11 protein-coding genes are annotated in these 25,565 nt (G+C 55.3%); 9 read left to right on the top strand and 2 right to left on the bottom strand.

The features are described from left to right. The first annotated feature begins 152 nt into the window (after nucleotides 1-152). The 9 genes from Pla52nx_RS31475 (at nucleotide 153) to Pla52nx_RS31435 (ending at nucleotide 21,883) form a co-directional block, all read left to right on the top strand. Complete coding sequence (locus tag Pla52nx_RS31475; RefSeq protein WP_146519292.1) at nucleotides 153-4,340, top strand: DUF1592 domain-containing protein; 4,188 nt, start codon at nucleotides 153-155, stop codon at nucleotides 4,338-4,340. A 93-nt stretch (nucleotides 4,341-4,433) separates the two neighbouring features. Then, nucleotides 4,434-5,765 (top strand): DUF1552 domain-containing protein, encoded by a 1,332-nt coding sequence (locus tag Pla52nx_RS31470; protein ID WP_146519293.1) that lies wholly within the window; start codon nucleotides 4,434-4,436, stop codon nucleotides 5,763-5,765. 44 nt (nucleotides 5,766-5,809) lie between these two features. Continuing rightward, nucleotides 5,810-7,387 carry a sulfatase gene (locus Pla52nx_RS31465; protein ID WP_146519294.1) on the top strand — a complete coding sequence of 526 codons (1,578 nt, stop codon included), beginning with the start codon at nucleotides 5,810-5,812 and terminating at the stop codon, nucleotides 7,385-7,387. A 242-nt stretch (nucleotides 7,388-7,629) separates the two neighbouring features. Next, complete coding sequence (locus Pla52nx_RS31460; RefSeq protein ID WP_197454431.1) at nucleotides 7,630-10,806, top strand: FAD-dependent oxidoreductase; 3,177 nt, start codon at nucleotides 7,630-7,632, stop codon at nucleotides 10,804-10,806. A 183-nt stretch (nucleotides 10,807-10,989) separates the two neighbouring features. Next, complete coding sequence (locus Pla52nx_RS31455) at nucleotides 10,990-11,739, top strand: RraA family protein (protein ID WP_146519295.1); 750 nt, start codon at nucleotides 10,990-10,992, stop codon at nucleotides 11,737-11,739. Further along, the gene (locus tag Pla52nx_RS31450) at nucleotides 11,736-13,655 is read left to right on the top strand and encodes an FAD-dependent oxidoreductase (protein WP_197454432.1); all 1,920 of its coding nucleotides are present in this window, start codon (nucleotides 11,736-11,738) and stop codon (nucleotides 13,653-13,655) included. The genes Pla52nx_RS31455 and Pla52nx_RS31450 overlap by 4 nt, the downstream gene beginning before the upstream one ends. Nucleotides 13,656-13,991: 336 nt before the next feature. After that, nucleotides 13,992-17,159 carry a DUF4838 domain-containing protein gene (locus tag Pla52nx_RS31445; protein WP_146519296.1) on the top strand — a complete coding sequence of 1,056 codons (3,168 nt, stop codon included), beginning with the start codon at nucleotides 13,992-13,994 and terminating at the stop codon, nucleotides 17,157-17,159. A 281-nt stretch (nucleotides 17,160-17,440) separates the two neighbouring features. Then, nucleotides 17,441-20,434: a DUF1553 domain-containing protein gene (locus tag Pla52nx_RS31440; protein WP_146519297.1), complete on the top strand. Its 2,994-nt coding sequence runs from the start codon at nucleotides 17,441-17,443 to the stop codon at nucleotides 20,432-20,434. A gap of 3 nt (nucleotides 20,435-20,437) precedes the next feature. Then, complete coding sequence (locus Pla52nx_RS31435) at nucleotides 20,438-21,883, top strand: DUF1501 domain-containing protein (RefSeq protein WP_146519298.1); 1,446 nt, start codon at nucleotides 20,438-20,440, stop codon at nucleotides 21,881-21,883. 423 nt (nucleotides 21,884-22,306) lie between these two features. On the opposite strand, the gene Pla52nx_RS31430 is transcribed toward Pla52nx_RS31435, so the two are convergent. Both Pla52nx_RS31430 and Pla52nx_RS31425 read right to left on the bottom strand, forming a co-directional pair. Further along, a complete protein-coding gene (locus tag Pla52nx_RS31430; protein ID WP_146519299.1) occupies nucleotides 22,307-23,977 on the bottom strand; it encodes a GMC oxidoreductase in 1,671 nt (556 codons plus the stop codon). Between the two features lie 161 nt (nucleotides 23,978-24,138). Next, a complete protein-coding gene (locus tag Pla52nx_RS31425; protein WP_146519300.1) occupies nucleotides 24,139-25,545 on the bottom strand; it encodes a sialidase family protein in 1,407 nt (468 codons plus the stop codon). Nucleotides 25,546-25,565: the final 20 nt, after the last annotated feature.

Genomic DNA, 25,565 nt, shown 5'->3' with positions numbered 1-25,565 from the left:
AGCGACCGGTCCCAGGACCATTCAGAATGAAAGAATCGTTCGTCGCTTGAAAGTCATCTGTTGAACAATCCTTGCCCTTCATTTTCTGTCCGTCACTTCGTGGCTACTCTCCCGATCAACAAATTGGCAACCAGATTTGAAAGCCCCCTGGAATGATTTGTAAGCCTCACCTGTTGCTGTTGATTTCTCTGCTGTGTGTGGCCACGTCAGCGATCTGCGCAGACGAATTCGAGCGAGAGATTCGGCCGGTTCTGGGCCAGTACTGCATTGGTTGTCATTCGACGAAGCAAACGGAGGGGGAGCTGGATTTGGAGCAATTTGCCAGTGCGGATGCTGCCGCTCGGTCTCCTCAAGTTTGGCAACATGTTCTGGAGCAGCTCGACAACGGTGAAATGCCGCCCAAGGAGGAGAGGCAGTTGCCCGCTGAGGTCAAGACGCGACTTTCCGCATCGATACAAGGCATGCTGGATCGATGGGCATTGGCCAGCGCGGGAGATCCGGGCGACGTCGTGCTGCGAAGACTCTCCAATGTGGAATATGCCTACACGCTGCGTGATTTGACCGAGATTGAATCACTGGATCCCGCGAAAGAGTTTCCAACCGATGGTGCGGCGGGGGAAGGATTCACCAATTCCGGAGCGGCTCTGGTCATGTCCCCGTCGTTACTGACAAAGTATCTCGATGCCGCGAAGGACGTTGCCGATCATGCGGTCCTGTTGCCCACTGGAATTCGATTTTCCCCATCCACCTCGCGGCGAGACTGGACCAGCGAATCGTTAACCCGCATTCGAGATTTCTATCGTCAATTCACCATCGAAGCGGACCAAAAAGTTTCCGTCAACGGGACCGGAGTCGTCAGCAATGATGGCGGACGCATTCCACTGGAGCAGTATCTCGCAGCCCTTGACCAGAATCGCACCGCGCTGGTCGAGGGAGAAATCACCATCGCGGCGGTCGCTCACAACCATAGCGTGAACGCAAAGTATTTGGGGCTGCTGTGGACGATGCTCCAGGATCAGACTCCTTCGCTGCTGCTGGACTCTCTGAGATCGAAGTGGCGAAATGGAGAACTCACCATTGCCGATATACAGCCTTGGCAGGACGCGTTGTGGCGGTTTACCAATGTCGGTCATCTTGGCAAAGTGGGTGGACCGAAGGCATGGATGGAACCGGTGTCTCCACTGGTTTCAGAGCAAGAATTCCGCGTGAAGCTTGAGTCCCCAGACGACGGTCGCGACGTTTTGCTGTATCTCTCCGCCAGCAACGCTGGTGATGGCAACGATCAGGATTTTGCGTTGTGGGAAAACGGACGCATTGTTGCCGATGGAAGGCCCGATCTGCTTTTGAAAGATTTGCGAGGCAGGCTCCATTTTCTCTTTCAACGACGAGACGCAATTGCGAAGACCACAACGCAATGCCTTGCCGCTGCACATGAGGCGCAGTTTTCCAGCGAGCCCATCGACCTTGCAACGTTGGCGACCAAGCATGCTGTCGACCCCGACTTGCTCGCCGGCTGGCTGACGCATCTGGGCATCAACCTGGGCGAGAATGCAACGCGTGTTTTGAAATTTGACAATTTGCTGAGTGACAAAACCAATCGTGTGGCGAATTACGAGTTCATCAAAGGCTGGAGCGGTGCTGAAGCCTACAGTGTGCTGGCGAATTCCTCCGACGCGACGGTGCAGATTCCGGGAACGATGAAACCGCACAGCGTCGCTACGCATCCATCACCCACACTTTCGTCAATCATCGGCTGGCGGTGTCCGGAATCGGGTAAGGTCACGATCACCGGCAGCGTTCAAGACGCCCACACCGCTTGTGGCAACGGAGTCACTTGGGCAATCGAGGTGCGTCGAGGAAACACCCGCGAAACGTTGGCCGCTGGCGTCACAAGCGGTAGCGAAGTCATCGATGTGGGGCGACTGGAACGCATTCCGGTTCGGGTCGGCGATATGATCGCGTTGGTGATCGGTCCTGGGCAAGGAAGCCATGTTTGTGACCTGACTGCAATCGAATTGACGATTCAAAATGGCGAGAAAAAGTGGGATTTGGCTGCGGACATCGTTCCCGACATTCTCGCAGGCAATCCGCACGCCGATCAATTTGGTAACCGCGAAGTCTGGTACTTTTTCGGCGAACCAGAATCACCCGCCGTGACGTCTCCTTTGCCTGCACAATCGCTATTGGCTCGGTGGCGTCGGTCACTCAATGCCGAACAACGCTCGCAAATCGCACAACAACTGCAGCAATTGTTGCAACGCGACGTTGCGTCGATTCCCGCCGACTCGCCCGACCGAACCACTCACGCACAACTGCTCTCCTTCACCGGACCGCTGCTCGCATCATCACTGCAGGCTCCAACGGTAACCAACGACAGTGACCCGGATTTTTTGTACGGCATTGAACCCACTTTGTTCGGCAAACATCCCAACGGTAGCGATGATGTTCTGCCGAACAGTCTGTGTGTGCAGGCACCGACGGTGTTGCAAGTTCGGCTTCCTGCGTCGTTAGTTGATGGTGCCGAGTTTGTCGTGCAGGGGCGTCTGCACCCGAGCAGTGGAGAAGCTGGCAGTGTGCAGTTGCAAGTGCGGCAGGCAACGGCTGAACCAAATAAGGTACCTGATGGCGATGCGGACATTAGCGATTTACCAATCGACGGGCTATTGCCGGACTCAGCGATCTTGGTCAACGAAGGCAGTGTTGCACGACAGCGAATCGAGTCCGCACTGAATGATTTCCGCCGACTATTCCCCGCCGCCGTTTGCTACACAACCATTGTGCCCGTGGACGAAGTGGTCACGTTGACGTTGTTTCATCGTGAGGACGAACCGTTATCGCGGTTGATGCTCAATGACGAACAGCGTGCCATCCTGGATCGCTTGTGGGCAGAGCTGCATTTCGTCAGTCAAGATGCACTTACGTTGGTGGACGCATTTCAACAAATCTGGGAGTACTCGACGCAGGACGGTCCCAACGCACCACAGGGGGACAAGCGACTGGAGCCATTGCGCGAGCCGATCGAGCGAGGAGCCGATGAATTTCGAAAGCTGCTGATCGATAAGGAGCCCGTGCAGGTCGCTGCCGCGGTACGGTTTGCTGATCGGGCATGGCGTCGTCCGCTAACCGAATCGGAGCAACAATCCCTGCACGATTTGTATCAATCGCTACGAACCAAAGGCGTTGCCCACGAACAAGCCGTTCGCCTCTTGCTGACACGTGTGCTGACGTCGCCGGAGTTTCTGTATCGCAGCGAGTCTGTGCCGCAAGGTTCCACGTCAAAACCCGTGGACGATTGGGCATTGGCGACGCGGTTGAGCTATTTTCTGTGGTCTTCGACGCCCGATGACGAGCTCCGCGCGATGGCCGCTGCGGGCAAGCTGCGTGACGACAAAATTTTGATCGATCAAGCAAGACGTATGTTGCGTGACGACAAAGTTCGACGGCTTGCGACCGAGTTCGGTTGTCAATGGTTGCACATTCGCGATCTGGAAACCTTGAATGAGAAGAGCGAACGGCACTTTCCGACCTTTGTGGACCTGCGTGATGAGATGCAAGAAGAGGCCGTGCGCTTCCTGACGGACCTGTTTCAGGCGGATCGTTCCGTTCTGTCGTTACTCGATGCCGACCATAGCTTCATGAATGCTGCTCTCGCCCGGCACTACGACATTGAGTTGCAGAGCGACGACTGGCAACGAGTCGACGGACTGGGGGCACTTGGTCGCGGTGGCATGTTGGGGTTCGCCGCCACGTTGTCGAAACAGAGTGGTGCCTCTCGCACCAGTCCGATCTTAAGAGGCAACTGGATCAGCGAAGTCGTGTTGGGTGAAAAGCTTCCGCGGCCCCCAAAGGACGTCCCCGTTCTGCCCGACGAAGCCCCCGCGGGTTTGACCGAACGGCAATTGATAGAGCGGCACAGCAGCGATCCCGGCTGTGCTCGATGTCACCAACGGATTGACCATTTCGGTTTTGCATTGGAGGGCTTTGACGCCATCGGTCGAGCTCGTAGCGAGGACGCGGCGGGGCTGCCGATCGACACGCTGGCGAAATTGCCTGGAGGCAGCGAAATCAACGGTTTGGAGGGACTACGCTCGTATCTCATCGAGCAACGTCGAGATGATTTCCTACGTCAGTTCTGTCGCAAGCTGCTCGGATTTGCATTGGGACGCGGCGTACAACTATCAGACAAGCCCTTGCTCGACGACATGATCACCGAACTGCAGTCCAATGAGTTTCGTGTCAGCACCGCGATCGAAAAGATTATCCTGAGTCCCCAGTTCCGGCAAATTCGCGGTCGAGAGTTTGTTTCCAGCAACCCACCCGAGTCTAGCGTTCAGCGGTAGCCGTCAATGAATACGGCACGGAGTGCCCAGTCGCCTGCGGCTATTGAAGTCGCGGCATGTCGTTCAAAAAATCACATTTCAACGGACCACAACATGAGCCAAAATCATTTCACACGCCGCTTCTTTCTGCGTGGGGTTGGAGTCAGCATGGCGCTGCCTTGGCTCGAATCATTCAATGTTTGGGGTGACGAGCCGGCAACCAACCAATCGGCGAGTGATGCACCGGTGCGACTGGCGGTGTTGTTCTCCGGCAACGGATTCCATTCCAAAGAGTGGTGGGCAAAGGGCGTGGGGCGTGACATGGAACTCGGCAAAGTGCTTTCACCGCTGAGCGAGTTTCGCGACAGGCTGCTCTTTGTGCGAGGGCTTTACCACGAGGAAGCGAGGAAAGGGAACATCCACAGTTCACAGACCGGCAACATCCTTTCCGGTGCGCCGATCGCCTCGGGAGGCGAGATTCGCTCGGGAACAAGTTTTGATCAACTCCTGGCACAAACCTACGGACGAACGACGAAGGTGCCCAGTCTCGTGCTGGGCTGCGAACATTCCAATCCGTCGGTTCATAAGAACTATTCGATGCTATACAGCTCGCACATCTCATGGAGTTCGCCCACGACCCCAACGCCACTGGAACTCTATCCTGCACTGGCGTTTGATCGCTTGTTCAAGGATGAAGTCGCACCGGGAGATAAGAGTGTATTGGATGCGGTGCTCGAGGACGCTCAAGACCTCCGACGTCGCATCAGCACCAGCGACCAGCGTAAATTGGACGAGTATCTTGATTCAGTACGTGAGGTGGAGACACGTATTGAGAACGCAGGAAAACGAGGTGAAGTGCAAGGATGGCGTCCGACGCTCGAACAGCCGAACATGGAACGTCCCGCCGACGGAATTCCGCAAGATATCGCAGAGCACATGCGACTGATGAGCGACATCCTGGTGCTCGGATTCCAGACAGACACCACGCGGATCACGACGTTGAAACTCAACAACGATCACAGCGCCTTGAGATTCCCAAATCTATCAAGTGTCGAGCAACCGAAGAATGGGATCGACTACATGATCCATCACCTGTTGTCGCACAGCGATGGCGAGGACTGGCTGAAAGTCAATCAGTTTTTCATGGAGCAAGTCGCTTACATCGCTCGACGCATGGACTCGATCCAAGAAGGATCCCGGACTTTGCTTGACAATACGATGCTGATGCACTGTTCGAGCATGATGGCTGGCGCAAAGCACGACAACGATCAGCTTCCCGTGATCCTGCTCGGAGGCGGCGGAGGACGACTGCAGGGAGGCCGCGTGTTGGACTACAAGGACAAACCCGAACGACAGTTGTGTCGTCTGTACCTGTCAATGATGGACAAAATGAACGTGCATCCGCCGACGTTCGGCGACGCAGAATCGATGCTTGATGAAGTCTGAGCATGCCCTGCACCAATCGTTCAACACCACAGCCTGGAGCGTTGATGAGAAACCTCACAAGAACGTTGATTGCTTTTGCAGTCGTCTGTCTTTTCTCCCACACCGTTGCAGCCGAGACACGGCCGCCCAACGTCATCTTTTTTCTCGTCGATGACCTCGGACAACGAGATTTGGGTTGCTATGGAAGTCCGTTCTACGAGACTCCGGCGATCGATCAGTTGGCGAGGGAAGGTATGCTTTTTGACAGCGCCTACTCGACTTGTCATGTCTGTTCACCCAGCCGCGCCAGTATTCTCACGGGAAAGTATCCGGCGCGTACCAACTTGACCGAATGGTTGGCCGGACGTCCTGAACGTGCGTTTGAAAGGCTGCACCACGGCGAAAAGATTACCGCCCTGCCAGATAAAGAGCAGACCTTGGCAGAAACGCTGAAAAAACACGGATACGTCACCGCCAACTATGGCAAGGCTCATCTGAACAAAGATCCGACGACGTACGGGTTCGATGAAGCGATCACAGGATGGGTGCGTTCGTACTATCATCCGTTCTCTCCCGTCTACGACAAATCGCTACCGGCAAAGCAAGGAGACTACTTTACCGACAAACTGACTGATGCCGCCATCGATTTCATTCAGCGAAACAGGGACCGACCTTTCTACGTCCATTTGGAACATTTCTCTGTCCATGATCCGATTCAAGGCCGCAAGGACTTGGTGCAGAAATACAAGTCGAAGCTTGCGAAGATGCAGCAACCAGCAGGCCCAGGTTACATCCTGGAGCCCAACCCCGACGGGCCCGCGATCACAACTGGCAAACTTCGAGCATTGGAGACTGACGACACCAGCACGACGCATCAGCGTGAGCGTGTTTGGTGGGTCAAGCAACAGCAAGACAATGTTGAGTTCGCCGCCATGGTGGAGGCGACTGACGAGAGCCTTGGTCGAATCCGTTCCAAGCTACAAGAGCTGAACCTGGACGAGAACACCATCATTATCTTCACCTCCGACAACGGCGGCATGTCCGCATCCAACCAATATGTGGGAATCAATCATGCTCGTGAAATGCTTGATTCGCGTTTTGCAAGCTCCAACCTGCCTCTACGCGGCGGCAAAGGATGGAATTACGAAGGCGGTGTTCGAGTCCCTCTGATTGTTCATTGGCCGGGAAAGACTCAACCGAACTCCACTTCGCACGCAATCGTCACGGGTACCGATTACTATCCGACACTGCTGGAGATGCTGGATCTGCCAGCGTTGCCCCAACAGCACGTGGACGGCAAATGCTTCGTCGCGGCATTGAACGCGAAGGACTATGACCGAGGACCGATATACTGGCACTTTCCCCACTACAGCAACCACGGCTATCAAAGCCCCGGCGGTGCGATCCGTTTCGGAAAGTACAAGCTACTCGAATATTACGAGAACGGAACGATTCAGCTCTTTGACTTGGAGGACGACATTGGTGAACGAAACAACCTGGCCGCATCACAGCCAGAGATCGCTGGCAAGCTGACGAAGATGTTGCACAACTGGCGTGAGGAAGTCGACGCAAAGATGCCCTATCCCAAGACCACGACATCGAAACCCGCACCGGGAGCTCGTGTCGCCAAGCCGAACAGGTAGATCGAGGTAAAAACTCGCGAGTTGGAACGGAGATATTCCTCGATTTCACCGGTTGGAGTGGCAGCCGACAAAGCAAGTACAATGAACTTTGGGGAAGCCGCTGCTAACTGTCGGCACGATCCTCTATTCCTCACGACCCGCCCGGTGATGACCTCGGAATCAAAGTGACCGCTATCAAATACGCTCTTTCGTTGCTTGTTTCTCTACTGATTTGGCAGTTCCATTTGAGCGCGGCTGATCCGATGCCACAAACATCAGAAAACGCCGAGATGCTCAGGGGTGGTTGGTTGCCGGAGGATCCGCACCAGATCGACTACGACAAACTGCCACTGGTGCCGTCCCAGCACATCGTCATCAGTGACGTCAGGGCAAACAAAGGCGTTAACCAGCACAACTATCTTGCGTTTCACCGTGATCGCTACTTTGCGATGTGGAGTGACGGCCCAGGGATCGAAGATCGTGTGGGTCAGCGGGTCAAGTACTCCACCAGTGTTGACAGTGTCACGTGGTCGGAGCCTCGTTACCTGACACCGGTCCCGCCGAATTCTGATCCCGACTCTGTCCACTATGGCACGCGGACTGACAAAGGGATGCGTTGGATTTCACGAGGATTTTGGCAACGAGATGGAGAGCTGTTGGCACTCTGTTCACTGGACGAAGCCGCCGGTTTTTTCGGTCCCGGTCTTCGGTTGCATGCCTTTCGTTGGACAGGTAGTGGTTGGGACGACGCTGGAATCGTCGCGGACAATGCGATCAACAATTTTCCGCCCAAGAAGATTGATTCTGGTGACTGGATGATGTCTCGCCGAAAGTACGATTACAAAAAGTCGGGCGTCGAGTTTCTCGTCGGCGGTGTCAAATCGATTGACGATTGGGAATCCTTTCCGGTGCTTGGCACCAGCGATGCATTGAGCGCGGAGGAACCTCTTTGGTGGTCGCTGCCTGACGATCGGCTCGTTGCTCTGTTTCGCGACAATCAGGGCAGCAAGTTTCTCTACCGATCAATTTCCGAAGATCAAGGACGCACCTGGACTCGGCCGATTCGGACTAACTTTCCCGATGCCACATCAAAGCTGTTTGGCCTGCGACTATCCGATGGTCGGTATGTCCTGATCTCCAACAGTAACCCGCGTGCCCGAAATCCGCTGACCATCGCCATCAGCGATGACGGTCTGGTTTTCAAGCAACTGGCTTGGCTCGTGGGCGGACGGCATGTCGACTACCCGCATGCGATTGAGCACGACGGTCATTTGCTCGTCGCGTTCGCCGGTGGCAAACAGTCGGTCGAAATCCTTCGGATCAAACTGTCCCAGCTCGATGCCATTACGATGCCGTCATCAGTGAAGTCTGAAATGGCGTTGCCTCCGATCGGAGCGAGCCGGTCAAAAACAACGGATTGGATCGATCTCGGCGAGGAAGGAAAAACACTTTATGTCGCAGCCGATCTGATCGTTCCCGAACATGGTAAACGTGCCACACTTAGCCTGGCCACGACCAACGGAGAGAAGCGAGTTGTGCTGTCAATCGATGAACAGGGACAACTCGCGGCGAGTCTCTTTAGAGAATCGGTGACCGGTCCAAAGCTGATTCCTGGAACTCGTCATTCGCTGTTGATTCGTGTGCACAGCCATCGCAAAACACCGGACGAATTGAACGTGCAGATCGGTTCGCCCGGAGAACTCCCTGCCGAACCAAAATCGTGGACGTTGTCCAATGTGAACGGCAGCAGTAACGCGAATCTGGCTCGCGTGGTCTTGCACTGTGACACCGGGAAGACCGCCGGCTTTGAAAACGTCCGCATTGCGCCGACCTGCGACGCTCTGGTAAATGCGAACGTCATCGCAGGGGCAACGAGCGATGCGGACGTCGTTGTCTATGGGGGAACACCCGGCGGACTCGCTTCGGCCATTGCCGCCGCCCGGTTGGGGAGGCAGGTGATCGTTGTGGAACCGAACCTTCACATCGGCGGCATGACGACCAGTGGACTGGGCAAGAGCGACGTGGAGAACCGGGCCATGATTGGAGGGATCTTTCGTGAGTTCGTGCAGGCTCAGCTCAGACACTATCTCGATACCTACGGCCCCCAACACGAAAACATCACGCAGTGCCGCGACGGCTACTACGCCGAGCCGTCTGTTTCGGAAGCCGTTTTCGAATCGATGTTGGCTGCGGAGGGCAATCGTATCACGGTGCTCAAAGGCTGGAGACTTGGCGAAGCCCACACCTCAGATGAAACGCTGAGGTCGATCACGGCCGTGCAAAAAGACGACGGTTCGGCTCTTAAGATTCGCGGGAAAGTCTTCATTGACGCCACTTATGAAGGTGATCTCTATGCCGCAGCCGGAGCCGAGTACCGACTCGGGCGTGAGGCGATGGACGAATTCAATGAAGCGCACGCAGGAGTTGTCTATTTCGATTACCAGGAGAAAAAGTTTCTCCCGGGCACAACCGGCGAGGCCAGTGAAGACTTGCCCGCGTTCACTTATCGGCTCTGTCTGACCAAGGATCCGCAGAACAGTCACAAACTCAGCGCGCCGCCTATCGATTACGACCGGTCAAATTATCTCGGCTATTTCGACGACCTAAAAGCCGGTCGTCTCTCTGGGCCCAAGATCATCAAACCGGGACGAGGTTACAACCCAAAGCATTTTGATACCCTGGTCCGCGTACTTTCGGTGACCGACATCCCGAACAATAAAACTGACGTCAACATGAACCCCCGACCGCTGGGCTTTCCATTCACCGAAGAGAATCGTGGATACATCGAGGGCGACGAAGTCACGCGGCAGAGGATACGCGATCGAATCCGTAACTTGACACTCGGACTCATCTGGTTTCTCCAAACCGATCCAGAGGTTCCCGAGGAACATCGAAAACTCGCCAACGAATTGCATTTTCCCAAGGATGAGTTTACCGACGACAAAGAGCATTTTCCTTTCCAGCTCTATGTTCGTGAAGGACGACGACTCGTGGGAGAGTTCACGCTGACCGAACATCACATCACGGGGAAAGGCGAAGCGATCACGCATCATCAAGACACCATCGCCATCGGCGAGTTTCCGATCGACAGTTTTCCCTGTCGAAAGCGCCAGCCGGGCGATACGATTGTTTTGGAGGGTTATCTTGGCATGCTGGATCACATCACACGGCCCTATGAGATTCCTTACCGCGTGATGATCCCCCAAAAGATCAACGGTATCATTGTTCCCGTTGCGGCCAGCACCACTCACGTCGCCTTTTCCAGTATCCGAATGGAACCAACTTGGATGGCGCTCGGTCAAGCAGCCGGAACCGCCGCTCATCTCGCGATCGAGGAAGACGTACCACCCCGAGATGTCCCCATCGAACCACTCCAGGCAATTCTCACGAAGAATGGTCAGGTCCTCAGTCACTCCGCCGCGCATGATCTCAAGAATTGATCTGAGTGCGTCCCACCAAGCAGGGTCGATCCACCGGATTCAGCAAGCCAGTTATGATTATCGCTCAACGCTACTGCATGGCTTTTGCGAGGCTTTGTCATCACGGAGGTCTGCGTGCCCCGTCCGCCGATCTGAGCATTGCGGAAAAGTCTTTTTTGAACGAGAAACCACGACGGATCAAACATGAACAGATTGACTCACGCTGACCTGCTGCAACTCAAGCGTTGGAACACGCCGACGATCTACAATGGTTGGGAACAGATCACCGCCAGAGACCCTGCTGCGGATGGTTTCAACTTGGAAGAAACCCACGACTTCATGCCGCAAATGGGACCGATGGTCGGCTACGCTGTCACCGTCGTCATTGAGCCGAGCAATAAGGCTCACCGAGAGACGAACCCGAGTGCAGGCAGCGATTATCGGCGGTACGTCGCCAGCATTCCTGGGCCAAAGATCGTCTGCGTGCAAGACCTCGACAAGCCACGTGTCATCGGTTCCTTTTGGGGTGAAGTGAACAGCAACACCCATCGTGCTCTCGGCTGTGTGGGCGCCATCGTTGACGGCGCGATCCGCGATGTGGACGAGATGACCAACGCGGGATTCAAAGCTCTGGCGCGGCGTCTGTGTGTCGGTCACGCGCACGTTCATCCTGTCCGCTGGAACTGTGAAGTCGAAATCTTTGGACGTACGATCGCGCCGGGTGATCTCATTCACGCCGACAAGCACGGTTTCCTGGTCATCGCACCGGACGAACAAGAAAGGATCTTGGAGGCCGCTCGTTTCATGGATGCCAACGAATGTGAAACCGTCATTCCAGCAGCGAGGGGCGCCGCGGGGTTATCATCTGACGAACTCCTGGACCGTTTGAGCGAAGCCGGGCGCCAGTTCGGTGACAATACACGACGCAAGTTTTCGAAAGAGGGTGAGTGGTGAAAATCTACCCCGTGAATCGTCAGCGACATTTTGTCGTCGCCATCCAATTGTTTGCGTTGATCCTGCTCGGTGGGAGTTGGGTTTCCATCAACGCCGCCGAGAATACGGATCTCTTTGAGACCGCTAAGGATGGTTACAGCGATCTGGCGTTCCTGCCCGACGGCACGATGCCGGTTCTTTTTGAAGGTGGTAGCACCGACAACAAGAATCACTACCGCAGCGGTGTGCTGACCGTCGCTTGGATGACGGAGCAGGTGGTGCGTGATGAAATCGACGCCGACGTCTGTGTTTATGGGGGAACGTCTGGTGGAGTGATCGCGGCTGTTCAAGCCGCTCGCATGGGCAAGAGCGTTGTCCTCGTCGAGCCGGGCGGGCATCTGGGCGGTATGACCAGTGGCGGCTTGAGCGCGGTCGATATCGGTGATCCTCGTAGCGTCGGTGGACTTGCCCGTGAATACTTCACACGTCTCGTCGCGGGCTACGGAAAACAATTGAACTGGGGAGAAGCGTTTCGGGGAAACGGTGGTCCCGCCACGGGCGGCGCCTATTCGATCGAACCGCACGTGGCCGAGCAAGTGTTTGACGAAATGGTGCGGGAAGCGGGTGTGACGGTGCTGCGCAATACCCGCCTGAGTTCGGTTTCCAAAAAAGGAACGCGAATTGTTTCACTGAAAACGGATGACGACCGCGTCGTTCACGCCAAAGTGTTCGTTGATACCACCTACGAAGGCGACTTGATGGCTGCCGCTGGTGTCGAATACACGCTGATGCGTGAAGGAAATGAAAAGTATGGTGAGCAATACAACGGAATCCACTACACCGAAAAGTACAAGCCTCGCACCAATCATCTGAAACCCGGGGCAAACGGCCGCGTTCCTGGTGGACAGGGCGTTTGGGATCGTGATTTTCCACTGGATCCCTATGTGGTGGCCGGGGACGCATCGAGCGGCTTGTTGCCTTTGGTCAATGAAGGTAAACCAGGAACGCAGGGCGAACCCGCCCCCGGCGTCATGGCGTATTGCTTTCGCCTCTGTCTCAGCACTGCGGACGATCGGTTGCCCATCGATCCGCCTGCTGATTACGACGCCGGACGTTATGAGCTTGTCGCGCGATTCATCGCTGCCTGTCAAGCGATCGGTGACGACATGGATCTGCGTTGGTTCAGCAAACACGATCCACTGCCCAATCAGAAATGGGATTTCAACACCGCGACGTTTGGCGGCAACCTGCCGGGTGCGAGTTGGGAATGGCCAGAGGCAAGCTACGATCGACGAGTCGAGATTTCCCGTGAGATCGAAAACTACCACCGCGGGCTGCTGCATTTCCTTGCGACGGATCCCCGTGTTCCCGAAAAGGTCCGCAACGACATGCTGCGTTTCGGCTTGCCCAGAGATGAGTTCCCTGACACCGGCGGCTGGCCACATCAGCTTTACATTCGCGAAGGCCGCCGGATGGTCAGCGACCTTGTCTTGACCGAGCATCACACCTTCGGCCATCAGATCGCGCCACACTCGATCGGACTCGGATCGTACGGCACGGACGTGCATGAAATCCGACGGATCGTCAAGGACTCCGTGGTCACCCGTGAGGGCAAAGTGGCTGGCGGTCGCGGCGGCTACGGCCCGTACCAGATTGGATATGGAGCGATCATCCCCAAGGCCGACCAGTGCGAGAACTTGCTCGTCACGTTTGCCTTGTCCGCCAGCCATACCGCTTTCGCCAGCATTCGCATGGAGCCCGTCTTCATGGTCACCAGTCAATCTGCTGCCACGGCCGCATGCTTGGCAATCGAGAACGACGTCGCGGTGCAGCAAGTGGATTACTCAGAACTCCAAAGCCGACTCGTCGCGGACGGCCAAGTTCTCACTTGGCCTCCCAAACCGATCCCTCCGGCACCGTCGGCTGCTGCGAAATAGATCCGCTGACCGTATCGTCCGATTGTATCGTTCGATCGTATCCAATGGACCACTCGGCATGGGCAATCATGGGCTGTTCAAAATACTTAGGTTGTGGCGATGTGGCGCTCCACAAGTTTCTGTCACCTGTCCCGGCGCAGGAGACAGCTGATTTGGTCGGGTTGCGTTATCACTGTGAGCCGATGGCGCTAGCCACGGGCCTCGAAGGTTTCCCTCAACACCATTAGGCCCGCGGCTAGCGCCTTGCGGCTCACTCAATCAGCAGTCTCCGCAGCTCAAAGATTAGCGTCGAAACATCAAATCAACACCAACTTTTGAACAGCCCAGGGCAATCCCATGAGATCCACACTCACATTCCTCGTCGCCCTGCTGCTTTCGCCGCTGGCTGCAACTCAGGCTGCAGAACGGTTCATCGTTCGCGATGCCAAGCCGCAAGCGGAAATTGTCATTGCTGAGAATCCCAGTCGCATGCAGCGTGTCGCTGCGCATGAGTTTCGGATGCAGATCGAAAAGATCAGCGGTGCGAGATTGCCCATCGTGACCGCACCGAGCGGCAGCGTGGTGAAGATCTTCATCGGCGAGAGTCCGCACAATCCCGTGAACGCGAACGGCTTGCTGGCCGGTGCGTATCGCATCACTTCGGGTCCGGATTGGATGTCACTCGTCGGTAATGATCAAGATTTCACCCCGATGCAGCCCTTTGCAAAGAACAACAGCGACATCCCCCGCGCGCAGGCTGAGTGGGAAACGATCGTCGGTGCACCATATGGGATGCCGGGGCGTGGACTCTACAAAAACCGTTTGCGCCTGCCCGGCGACATCGGAAAACCGGAAGGTGCGATCTCGGCGCCTAAGGAGACTCTGGAAATCTGGGGACTCGATGAACGTGGCAGTTTCAATGCGGTCTGCGGTTTCCTGCGCAAACTCGGTGCGAGGTGGTACTTGCCGGGTGAACTGGGCGAAATCCTGCCGTCGATGAAAACCATCCCGCTACCACAAATCGATGAAACGGTGCAGCCGGATTTTCCTCTGCGGCAGTTCAATTTTCGCTTCAGTACCGCCGGCCCCGAAACGTCGCGATGGGTGATGCGACTCGGACTGCGAAATGACGAACGTCTGCAGATCGCTCATGGCATTTCCACGATGACGAATCATCAGGCCGTCTATGATGCGCATCCAGATTGGTTCGCGATCTACGGTGGTAAGACTGATTTCAAACCCGGTGACACGAAGTGCCAAGTCTGCTACTCGAACGACGAGCTGTTCCACGAGACCGTGCGTTGGGCGCGGGCGCTGCTGGACAACTACCAGTTCGAAACCGTTTCCATCATGCCGCCGGACGGATACACCGCCATCTGTCAATGTGAACAATGCAAAGGCAAGGATTCACCCGAGCGGAACGAGCGTGGCTTGCTGAGCGATCATGTGTGGGATTTTGTCAATCGCGTGGCCAAGGAGATCGCTAAGACGCATCCGCGCGCCAAAGTGCTCAACTGCGCCTACGGTGCATACACGCTGCCGCCGTTGAAGATCGAGAAACTTGAGCCGAATGTGCAAGTCTGTATTGTCGGCGGTCGGCGTCCGATCAATAAAGCCGGCAGCAAAGGCCAAGGTGAGTCCGCACCCGATGCGTTGCGAGCGACATGGGAAAAAAAGACCGACAATCCGCTGTTGAACTTTGAAAACTACCCTTTCACCAGTCGAGGATGGTACCTGCCCAGTTTTGCCGCGCACGCGATCGGCGAAAGCGTGAATGCGACCAAAGATGTTTCGGCAGGCGAAGACATTTGGCTCAGCGTGGCACAGGACTTCGCCACCAAAGACATCGGCTTCAATCACTTCATGGTCTATTTCACCGCTCGCATGTACTGGGGAGGCCGGGACGCGGATGTCGACGCGATGCTGGACGAGTACTGTCGCCTGTTCTACGGTCCCGCCGAACAGGAGATGCTCGCATTTTTCAGTCATTGCGAGGCAAACTGGAGTGCGATGGATGACGACAAAGCGGTAGCCGATGAAGCGCTCGCCTTGTTCGACAAGGCGAAAGCCAAGACTGCGGCTACGAGCGTTTACGGCCAACGTATTGCCTTGATCGACGACTACCTCAAAGGTCTGCGAATGAAGACGCAGCAGCTCGGACAAAAACGCGGTCCCGTGCCCAAGGTTCGACTTGTGGGCGATGCGCATGACATCGTCGTCGATGGAAAACTCACCGAAGAATACTGGCGGACTTGCCCCGTCGCCGCAACGGGCAGGTTTCGTGAACTGCAAACCGGTCGCATGCCCTCGTTCGGAACCTCCTTCAAAGCCGGCTGGCAGGGGAACAATCTTTATTTCGCCATTGAGTGCGACGAGCCTTTCGGCGAGAAACCTGTCTCTGCATCGACGCGAGATGACGATCCTGCCATCTGGCACGGCGACGCGATCGAACTGCAGCTCGCCACCGAAACGCATTCGTATTACCAAATCGCCATCAGTCCCGCTGGTCACGTCGTCGACTTGGATCGCGGCGCAGGCAAGTCCTTTGGCTGGGACTCAAAGGCTGAGGTCGCAACACACATCGCTGACGATCACTGGATCGTCGAGATCCGCTTGCCCATTACCGCTGACGAGAACGATCCCCTCAATCAAGTCATCGGGCGACACCCCACGCAAAGTTTGCCGTGGCATATCAACCTGTGTCGCCAGCGGATTCGCGACGACGGCCAGGAACTCAGTGCTTTTTCACCGACTGGTACCAGCGGATTCCACGAACCAATGAAATTCGCTCAGTTCTATGACGGCAAGTCACATCAGTTTGAATCGGATCCCGATGTCACTGATTTCGCCATCCGTTTTCTTGATGCGACGAAACAACGAAAAGCGGACGGATTTCTGGCAATCGCTAAACTGAAAAACAACACCGATCTGCAGCGTTCCGCCGCGTTGGAACAGGCCGCTTTGCTTGACAGGGACAACGCGGAAACGATCATCGCTCGCATACCGATCGAATCGGTACAGAAGGCCGCGCAAATGCAGCACTTGCTTGCTCAACGCGACGCATCACGGTTGATCTCGCAGTTCGCCCAAGAAGACTTTACTCGGTGGCCATTCTGGAAACGTGGCGACGGCTATCGACTACGCGGCCGCGCCTTTTTTGTCATCGAAGACGGGGAAAAGGCAGAATCTGATTTCGCCAACGCTTTGCCCTGGATCAGCGATCAACGCACCCGTGACTCGGTGCTATTGTCGATGGCACAGAATCGCGAACGCAATTTGAATGACGACGAGGCAGCACTCAAAGCGTTTCGTGCAATCGTCACCGATCGCCAACGCATCGGCAGCGCAGACGAATACGGTGCGTTGCAGGGGATCGCACGTATCCAAACACGACGGGGGCAATTTGACCAGGCATTGCTCACACTTCAGCGAGCCGGTCTCGACAAGCTTCGGGGCACATGGCGAGAAAACATCCTCCGATCCATCGAAGAGGTCAATGAAGCCAGACGCAACGCGGAAAAGTGAGTTGCAAAGGGCAATCCCGAGTATTTTATCAGCCGGAACGCGATAGCGTCCGGTTGCCGAGTTCAGGCGTGAGAACCGGACGCTATCGCGTGACGGCTGATTTGCGCAGATTGTTTTCGTGTCAATCTTCGCAAACTGTTTCGTGAAAACGTGTTGCGAAGACTGTAGTGAGCCAGCGTGAACCATTCGGGCTAAACTCGTTCGACCAACCCCCGCAGCAAACTGGTGTAAACTGGTCGAACGGCGTTGGCCCCCGCGATACGACCTACAACAGTTTGTTCATGATTCGGAAACTCTTTCCTGCCGCTGCGATGATCTTGGGCATCCTGAACTGCGCGTCTGTGCGGTCTCATGCCGAGGATCTGTTTCGCGATCAAATTGCACCCATCCTGGAACGGCGTTGCGTGAGTTGTCACAATGACGGGCAACGGGAAGGCGATTTCTCTCTGCAAACGGCGACCAGCGCTCTGGCCGATGGTTTTATCGAGCCGGGAGATGCTGAAAACAGTCACTTGCTGGATCTGATCACGCCAACCAATGGCAAGGCGGGGATGCCCAAGGACGCGGATCCTCTCTCTGATGCCGAGCGGAATTTGATTCGCGATTGGATCAACGACGGCGCAAATTGGCCCGAGGGATTACGACTGACCGAAGCTCAGGTGAGCGATTTCGATTGGTGGTCATTCCATCCGGTCCAACGTCCAAACGTGCCACCTACCCAAGGGTTTTCTGTAGACGATACATGGGTTCGAACGCCCATCGACGCGTTCATTCTGAAACGACTGCACGAAAAAGGTCTGACGCATGCTTCAGAAGCCGATCGCCGCACACTGATTCGTCGATTGAGTTTTGATCTGACCGGCCTGCCTCCCACACCGGCAGAAACGGCAGCGTTCATCAACGATCCAGACCCTCACGCGTACGAAAAGTTGGTCGATCGGTTGCTGGATTCTCAGCACTATGGTGAGCGTTGGGCACGGCACTGGCTCGACGTGGTCAAATACGCGGACACCTGCGGCTATGACAAAGACAAGCTACGGCCAAACGCGTGGCCGTACCGTGACTATGTCATCCGATCATTCAACGAAGACAAACCGTACGCCCGGTTTGTCCAGGAACAGATCGCCGGCGACGCACTCTTTCCTGGCGATCCTGATGGAATCCTTGGACTTGGATTCATCGCCGCCGGGCCATGGGATTTCATCGGACACGTCGAAGTTTCAGAGTCAAAGATCGATGGCAAGGTAGCCAGAAACTTGGACCGAGATGACATGGTCAGCAACGCGATGAATACCTTCTGCAGTGTGACCATCCAGTGTGCCCGATGTCATCACCACAAGTTTGATCCCTTCACACAACAACACTATTACGGACTGCAAGCCATTTTTGCCGCCATGGATCGTGCCGAAAGACCGTATGATCTGGATCCAACGGTGGAATCTCAACGTCGCCAACTCGAATCCCAAATAACCAACCTGAAGTCAGAACTGGCGGCGTTCGAGAAAGAGATCCGCGAAGCCGCCGGGCCACGATTGGCCGAATTGCAGACTCAACTGACGGCATTGCAGAAAGACGAGGAAATCAAGAAAGATGCCGCATACGGTTATCATAGCGGCATTGCTAAAACACCCGATTCGCTCAAGTGGGTCGATGTCACGTTGCCACAACCGACCGATGTATCGCTGATTGTGCTGCATCCCTGCCACGATGAGTTCGCAGGGATCGGCAGCGGCTTCGGTTTTCCACTGCGATTCAAAGTACAAGTCTCCAGTAGCCAGACCGTTGCTGACAACACACAGTGGACCACGATTGCCGACCACACGCAGCAAGACCATCCCAATCCCGGCCTGACGCCGGTGGAAATCGAATGCCACGAGAAAAACATCCAGCGAGTTCGTATCACGGCGACTCAGCTCGCACCACGAAAAGACGACTACATTCTGGCGCTCGCTGAGCTGGCTGTTTTTGATTCGGAGAAGCAGCAACTTGATCTCGCCAATGACGACTGCGTGTCCGCACTCGATTCGATCGAAGCACCTGTGCGATGGCAGAAGTCGAATCTTGTCGACGGAAAGTGGCCACAGGGAGGCAATCCCGAGATCGACCAACAGATTGCAGACCTGAACAAAGAACTGCAGTCTCGGCTCGCCGAGATCGAGACGCCGCAGCGAGTCGAACGCCGAAAAGAACTGACAACATCGATCGAAGCGGCGGAAGCACAATTGAAGGAGTTGCCGAAGGGGAAGATGGTTTATGCGGCCGCGACACACTTTGCACCGCAATCGAATTTCAAACCAACCGAGGGCGAACCCAGACCGATTCATGTCTTGATGCGAGGTGATGTGCAGAATCCCAGCGACGAGGTTGTACCGGGTATTCTGCCCCTTTCATCTCACGCCGATTGGCAACTCGATGATGAGTTGCCCGAATCTCAGCGTCGCGCTGAACTGGCTCGCTGGCTGACGCGATCGGATCATCCGCTCGTTTGGCGTTCGATCGTCAATCGAGTTTGGCAGTACCATTTCGGTCAAGGCATTGTCGCCACGCCGAATGATTTTGGTCGCATGGGAGCCGCGCCGACACATCCTGAGTTACTCGACTGGCTGGCGTGTGAATTTCGCGATGGCGGTCAATCCTTCAAGACCCTGCATCGATTGATCGTGACCAGCAGTGTCTATCGTCAATCATCAGAGAATCATTCTGACAACGCCGCCATCGATGGCGGCAACCAATACCTGTGGCGAATGAATCGTCGTCGTTTGGAAGCCGAGGAAATACGCGATTCCATTTTGGCGGTTAGCGGAGCATTGGACACCACAGCCGGAGGACCGGGTTTCTACCTTTTTGAACTCGAACACCCGCAACATTCACCGCACTATGAGTACCACAAGTTTGATCCGACAGACCCAAAGTCCCATCGACGCAGCATCTATCGTTTCATCGTGCGTTCTCAACCTAACCCATGGATGACGACTCTGGACTGCGCCGATTCGTCTCAAAGCACTCCTCGACGCAGCGAGACTCTGACATCGTTGCAGGCGTTGTCGATGCTCAATAACCGATTCAATCTGGTCATGGCGGAACGTTTTGCCCAGCGGCTTCAGCAGCAAGCCGCCACGCTGGATGAACAGGTCGAACTTGCCATGCAGTTAGCGACTCAGAGACGTCCAGAGCCAATGGAGCATCGGGAGTTCACCGCCTATGCCAAGAATCACGGCCTGGCCAATCTGTGCCGTTTCTTGTTCAACTTGAGCGAGTTTGTGTATCTGGACTAGCGCATGATCAATCGACGCAACTTTCTATCGCAAACTGGCAGTGGCTTTGGCGCTCTCGCGTTGGCATCGATGCTGCATCAAGAGTCGACAGCCAGCGATTCTCCGGCTCTGAAATCCTTCCATCATCCTCCGCGGATCAAGCGGGTGGTGCAGCTCTTCATGGCCGGAGCTGCCAGCCACATCGATTTGTGGGACCACAAGCCATTGCTGGAAAAGTTTCACGGGGAAGCGTCTGACTTTGGCGAACATGTCGAGACGTTTCAAAATGGCCTGGGCCCGTGGATGAAGTCGCCGTTCCGATTCGCCCCATACGGTCAATCCGGCAAGATGCTGAGCGATGTCGTCTCACCTTTGGGCCAGTGCGTGGACGACATTGCCTTCATACATAACATGGTTGGCAAGACCGGCGTCCACTCTCAGGCGACCTACTTGCAGGCAACCGGTTTCCAGCGTCCAGGCTTCCCCGGCATGGGCGCGTGGGTCAGTTATGCACTTGGATCGATCAACGACAATTTGCCGACGTTCGTCGTGCTGCCCGATCACCGAGGCTTCGCAAGCAACGGGCCCAAGAACTGGGGTTCCGCGTTCCTGCCTGCCAGCGCTCAGGGCACCGCCGTTTTTCCGCAATGTGACAATCCGATCGAAGATCTGTTACCACACGCTGATTTTGCTACGGATGAAAGTGACGCTGCCGGGCTAGCCATGCTGAGTCGTATCAATGGCCGATATCAATCGCAACGTCCAGGCGATTCGCGTTTGGATGCTCGTGTCCGTTCCTACGAGCTGGCTGCAGCGATGCAACTCAGCGCACCCGAAGCGTTAGATCTGTCCGGCGAGCCCAAGCATATACTGCGGATGTATGGACTGGATCGTGCTGGTGCAACGTACCCAGCCGAAATCAATGTGCCCGAGGAAGTGGAATACTTTGGTCGCAAGTGTTTGACCGCGCGACGTCTGCTGGAACGCGGCGTACGATTCGTGCAAATCTGGTCCGGCAATGACAACGGTTTCCCACGTCGCAATTGGGACAGTCACGAGGACGTCGCTCGCGACCATGAGCCATTGGCTCGGGGTATGGCGACCGGAACTGCGGCGTTGATCCAAGACCTAAAGCAACGGGGTTTACTGGAGGACACACTCATCTTGTGGACCACCGAATTCGGACGCATGCCCAGTACTCAGGCTGGAAAAGGGCGTGACCACAATCCTTATGTTTTCACCAACTGGCTGTGCGGAGGCGGCATCAAAGGCGGCGTCTCACATGGCGAGTCGGACCAATGGGGATACAAGCCACTGGATCGCAACAACCCCACCCAAGTCTACGATATCCATGCAACGATCCTGCATCTACTGGGAATCGATCACACAAAACTGACCGTCCGACACGACGGCCTGGACCGCCGCCTGACCGATGTTCACGGCCACGTCATCACCGACATCCTGACGTGAACCGTCATCGCAGGCGAACAATGCTTCAGTCACTACGCACTGGGTAGTGAGATTCGCGGGACGTGAAGTTTATTGCTGACGTCTTTGATTATCCATCTGTATGGGGACTGAGTCGGGAAAGCGAAATCGGATCCCGCGAGGGATCGCAGAAGGTAGCCACGGGTCGCCGAAGGCGCACCCGTGGTATGCAACACCCATGTTGAATCGACCCCGAAGGGTGTCGCAGACTTCTCGGAATCGGGGCTACGACCGCCTCCGGGGTCGGTTCTCGTCAGACCGAATGAACCGGCGATGATCGCTGCGCTCTATCGCCGGCTACCGTCTGAGACCGCTTCACGGTCATATGCAGCAACAATTCTTTTCACGTTCCCCAGAATTCCCCTCACTGCAAACTCACTCCTCAAACCATCGACGATGACACTGCTAGCCGAGGTGCTCTGACAAGCGGTGAGCCAAACCGGCCAAGGTTCGCACCGGATTCGCTGCTGTGCTGATCGGCAAGACCGACATGTCGCAAACATAGACCCCGCTGTCATGCCGCAACTCGAGATTCTCGTCGACAACGGATTCATTGTTGAAGCCTGCGTTTCGGTTTTCCTTCCAAGGCATCCGCAATGTACCGCAAGCATGGTGCACCGTTCCCCAGCCAAAGGGCCACTGTTTCCCAGGTCCCTCCCCATACTCGCCTGTGATGAAGTCAACGTCATTGAACTCGGCAAACACTCGATCGCGTGTCCCGTTGAGTAAGCCAAAGAACTCACCTTTCGTTTTCATCCAGCCCGCGACCGCGACAAAACGAGACTGCAACAAATCATTGAGTGCGGAAAACCGCTTGAAGCGAATCTCGGGTTGATACCCGTCGTTGGCGTGTGAAAAAATCCCGTTCGCATCGTCCAGACAATTTGCGAAGCTGAACTTGATGTCCACTCGTGTTTTGCTTCTGTCGTCCGATACGCGTTCGGCCGACGGATCATTGTTTCGCAAGTGCCAGTACTCGTGATTTACATTCATTTCGATGTTGAAGGGGAACTTCACGTGACCGTTTGCATCCAGTTCACCTCGTGAATAAAAGATAATCTTCGCGTGATCTCGGCGGCTAAGGTCAACGCGAGGGGCGTCGCCCAGCGACGAGACAAACGCTTGCGATTCTCCGCTGACGGGATGATCGGTCAGTCCAAAACCGACAAGCTGCTTCACTTCGTCTGGTAACCGCTGATACACAGATGATCGATTGATCAATTTAGGACTTTCTGTCGAACCGGCAGCGATCACGACCTTGGGAGCATAAAAACTTTGCTGCTCACCGTTGATGGTGCTCGTCGTTTTGACCTCATGCCATCCGAACGGAACATTGTTCACTGATTCGGCGAAGCTATTGAGCTTGATGAATAAACCGTTTCCATTCTGATCGGCCCCCGGAGTGAGGCCGACTTGATTGATCAGCAACTCGGCCGTATTAAAAACGCCCGTCGGCTCCGTGAACCATTCTCCACGAGGCGTACCATCCGCATTGAGGTAAGGTTGATGAACGGCACGCGGTGTTTCTTGAATCTCAAAATCATTGTTCAAATTACTGTTCTGAAAATGCTCCACAATCGCAGCCGCCTTTTCGCCCAACGAGATTGACTCGTTCATCGACTTGCCCGCCAGGCTCAAAAACTTGGACTTCAGATCAGCCCGAATCGACGGTGGAAAAAACTCCAACTCCCAATCCTGAGCTTGCGGGATCAAGCCCGACCAAAAGACGGACCGTCCACCGAAGGCAAGCTGCGGCTTCTCGCCGATGAAAATCAAGTCGCTCGAGTTCTGAAAAAAATTGTCGACGCCGAAATGCCGAGCCACGGAAGAATTGGGGACACGGCTGATGTTGTAAACGTGCGTCGGATAAATGAAGGAACCGGCATCAACAACCAAAATCCGATGTGTACTGCCCAAACGGTCAGCCAGATCGTCGGCAAGAATGCCACCGCCGATTCCAGATCCGATGATGATCACATCAAAATCTTTATTGGAACCGTCGTAATTTCGAATCAAGCGAGTGTGGGCCTGCGATTGTTCGGCAACCAAATTCTGATAGTTATTCTGAAATGGCATTTCACTGGCCCACTTTTCGTGATTGACGTGCGGATTCGTTCGAACGCGACAATCGAATCTTACCTGGGGTTATTCAATCCCCCAAGAAAAGTCATCAGCAAATCGGGTTGCGGTGCGTGGAGAGACAACGCAGGTGAATACCGGCTCAGCATCAGCCGCTCTTATAGCGTGTCGCCCTCGCGGCGTCCGCCGCCATGGTCGCTGGGACGGCTGACGATGTTGTTCAAGAAGCTGTCGTCATCAACTCGTTTGCCCGCCAATACGTCGGCTTCCGTGATCTTGGACAGAAAGATTGTGTGCTGACCGATCTCTCCGCGTCCTTGATCATAGACGATGTAAATGGCACCGTCTTTGCCGAGCGTTGCCGAAGGGTAACTGATTTGGCCATCGTCACACAAAAGCATCCGATGGGGGAACGTTTTTCCGTCGTCTTCACTGAGGTAGGCCGTCATGCGTGTGCGCGCGGTCTTGTTTTTCTTCAGCTCGTTTTCTTTTCCGAGATCGTCGGTGTAGAAGTAACGCTTGCCGCCGTTTTTCGAATCCATTTGCACATCGTTTGCGACCAGCAGGACTCTTCCTGAGGGCAGCGTTTTCAGGATGCACTTGGTATTGATTGAGAACTGCATCGGGTAGTACCCGCCTAACTGCCAAGTCCTGCCACCATCAAACGACTCTGCAAACTTTTGTCCGTTCCTGGCGCGGTAGAAAGTGAAGAGGCTGCCATCTTTTCTGATGATGGGCATTTGTTCTGCGAATCCCGCATCGTTGTCGATGGGAAGCTCCGAAACAAACAGAGGTTTGCCATCAACGTCCTCCTTCAAGAAGCGAATCCGCACCTTGTCCTTCTTGCCGACCAACTTGAAATCGTCCATCGATCGCAAAATCGTCTTGTCAGGAAAAATCAGTGGCTTCATGACAGAGATGTTCTTGTTTCCCAGCAGGCGTGGCGGTGACCAACGAGTGTGTTCTTTCTCAGGATCCAGCATCGTGAACTCCCATGCCGAGGTGGCAAAGTCGTCTTTGCCCTTGAAATCGATATTCCGAAGCCCGATGAAGCGAATGTTGCCTGTGGGATCTTTCCAAAGCATCGGATCGGATGCTCCACCGCCGAGGAGATCACTCGGGTCAAAGACAAAGACTTCCTTCCAAGTCTTGCCGCCATCGCCAGACGTCGAGATCACCGAAAATTGTCCTTGGTGAAACGGCGCCCGTTCGGTTTGGGTGTTGGATCCGAACCACGTTGCCCAGAGCCGGCCTCCGTCGGAGATCTCCACCTGCGGACAACCTTGAAACACTCTTAGGTTGATGCGGTGCTTGTGGTAGGGTTCCTGTCCAGCATGGTTGACCTTGGTCAGTGCAGGTGGGGTCTTGCCCGTGATTCCATAGGGGAAACGCTGTGACACGTCGTCAGGGGGCGGCATGGTGGTGTCACCCAGTACTGATTCGGGGGCGACGGCCTGGGCACAGAGACTAGCGGAAAAATTCGGCAGCAGGCTGGTGATGAGGCTGAATGCAAACGTGAGGGTGGTTGCAGATCGAACAATCGGTTGATGGTTTTGTATGGCCATGGAGAGATGCGTTATTATCC

The sequence above is a fragment of the Stieleria varia genome, from assembly GCF_038443385.1.
Classification (GTDB): domain Bacteria; phylum Planctomycetota; class Planctomycetia; order Pirellulales; family Pirellulaceae; genus Stieleria; species Stieleria varia.
Note: the sequence above shows the minus strand (reverse complement) of the source record. Positions and strands in the feature narration are given on the sequence as shown.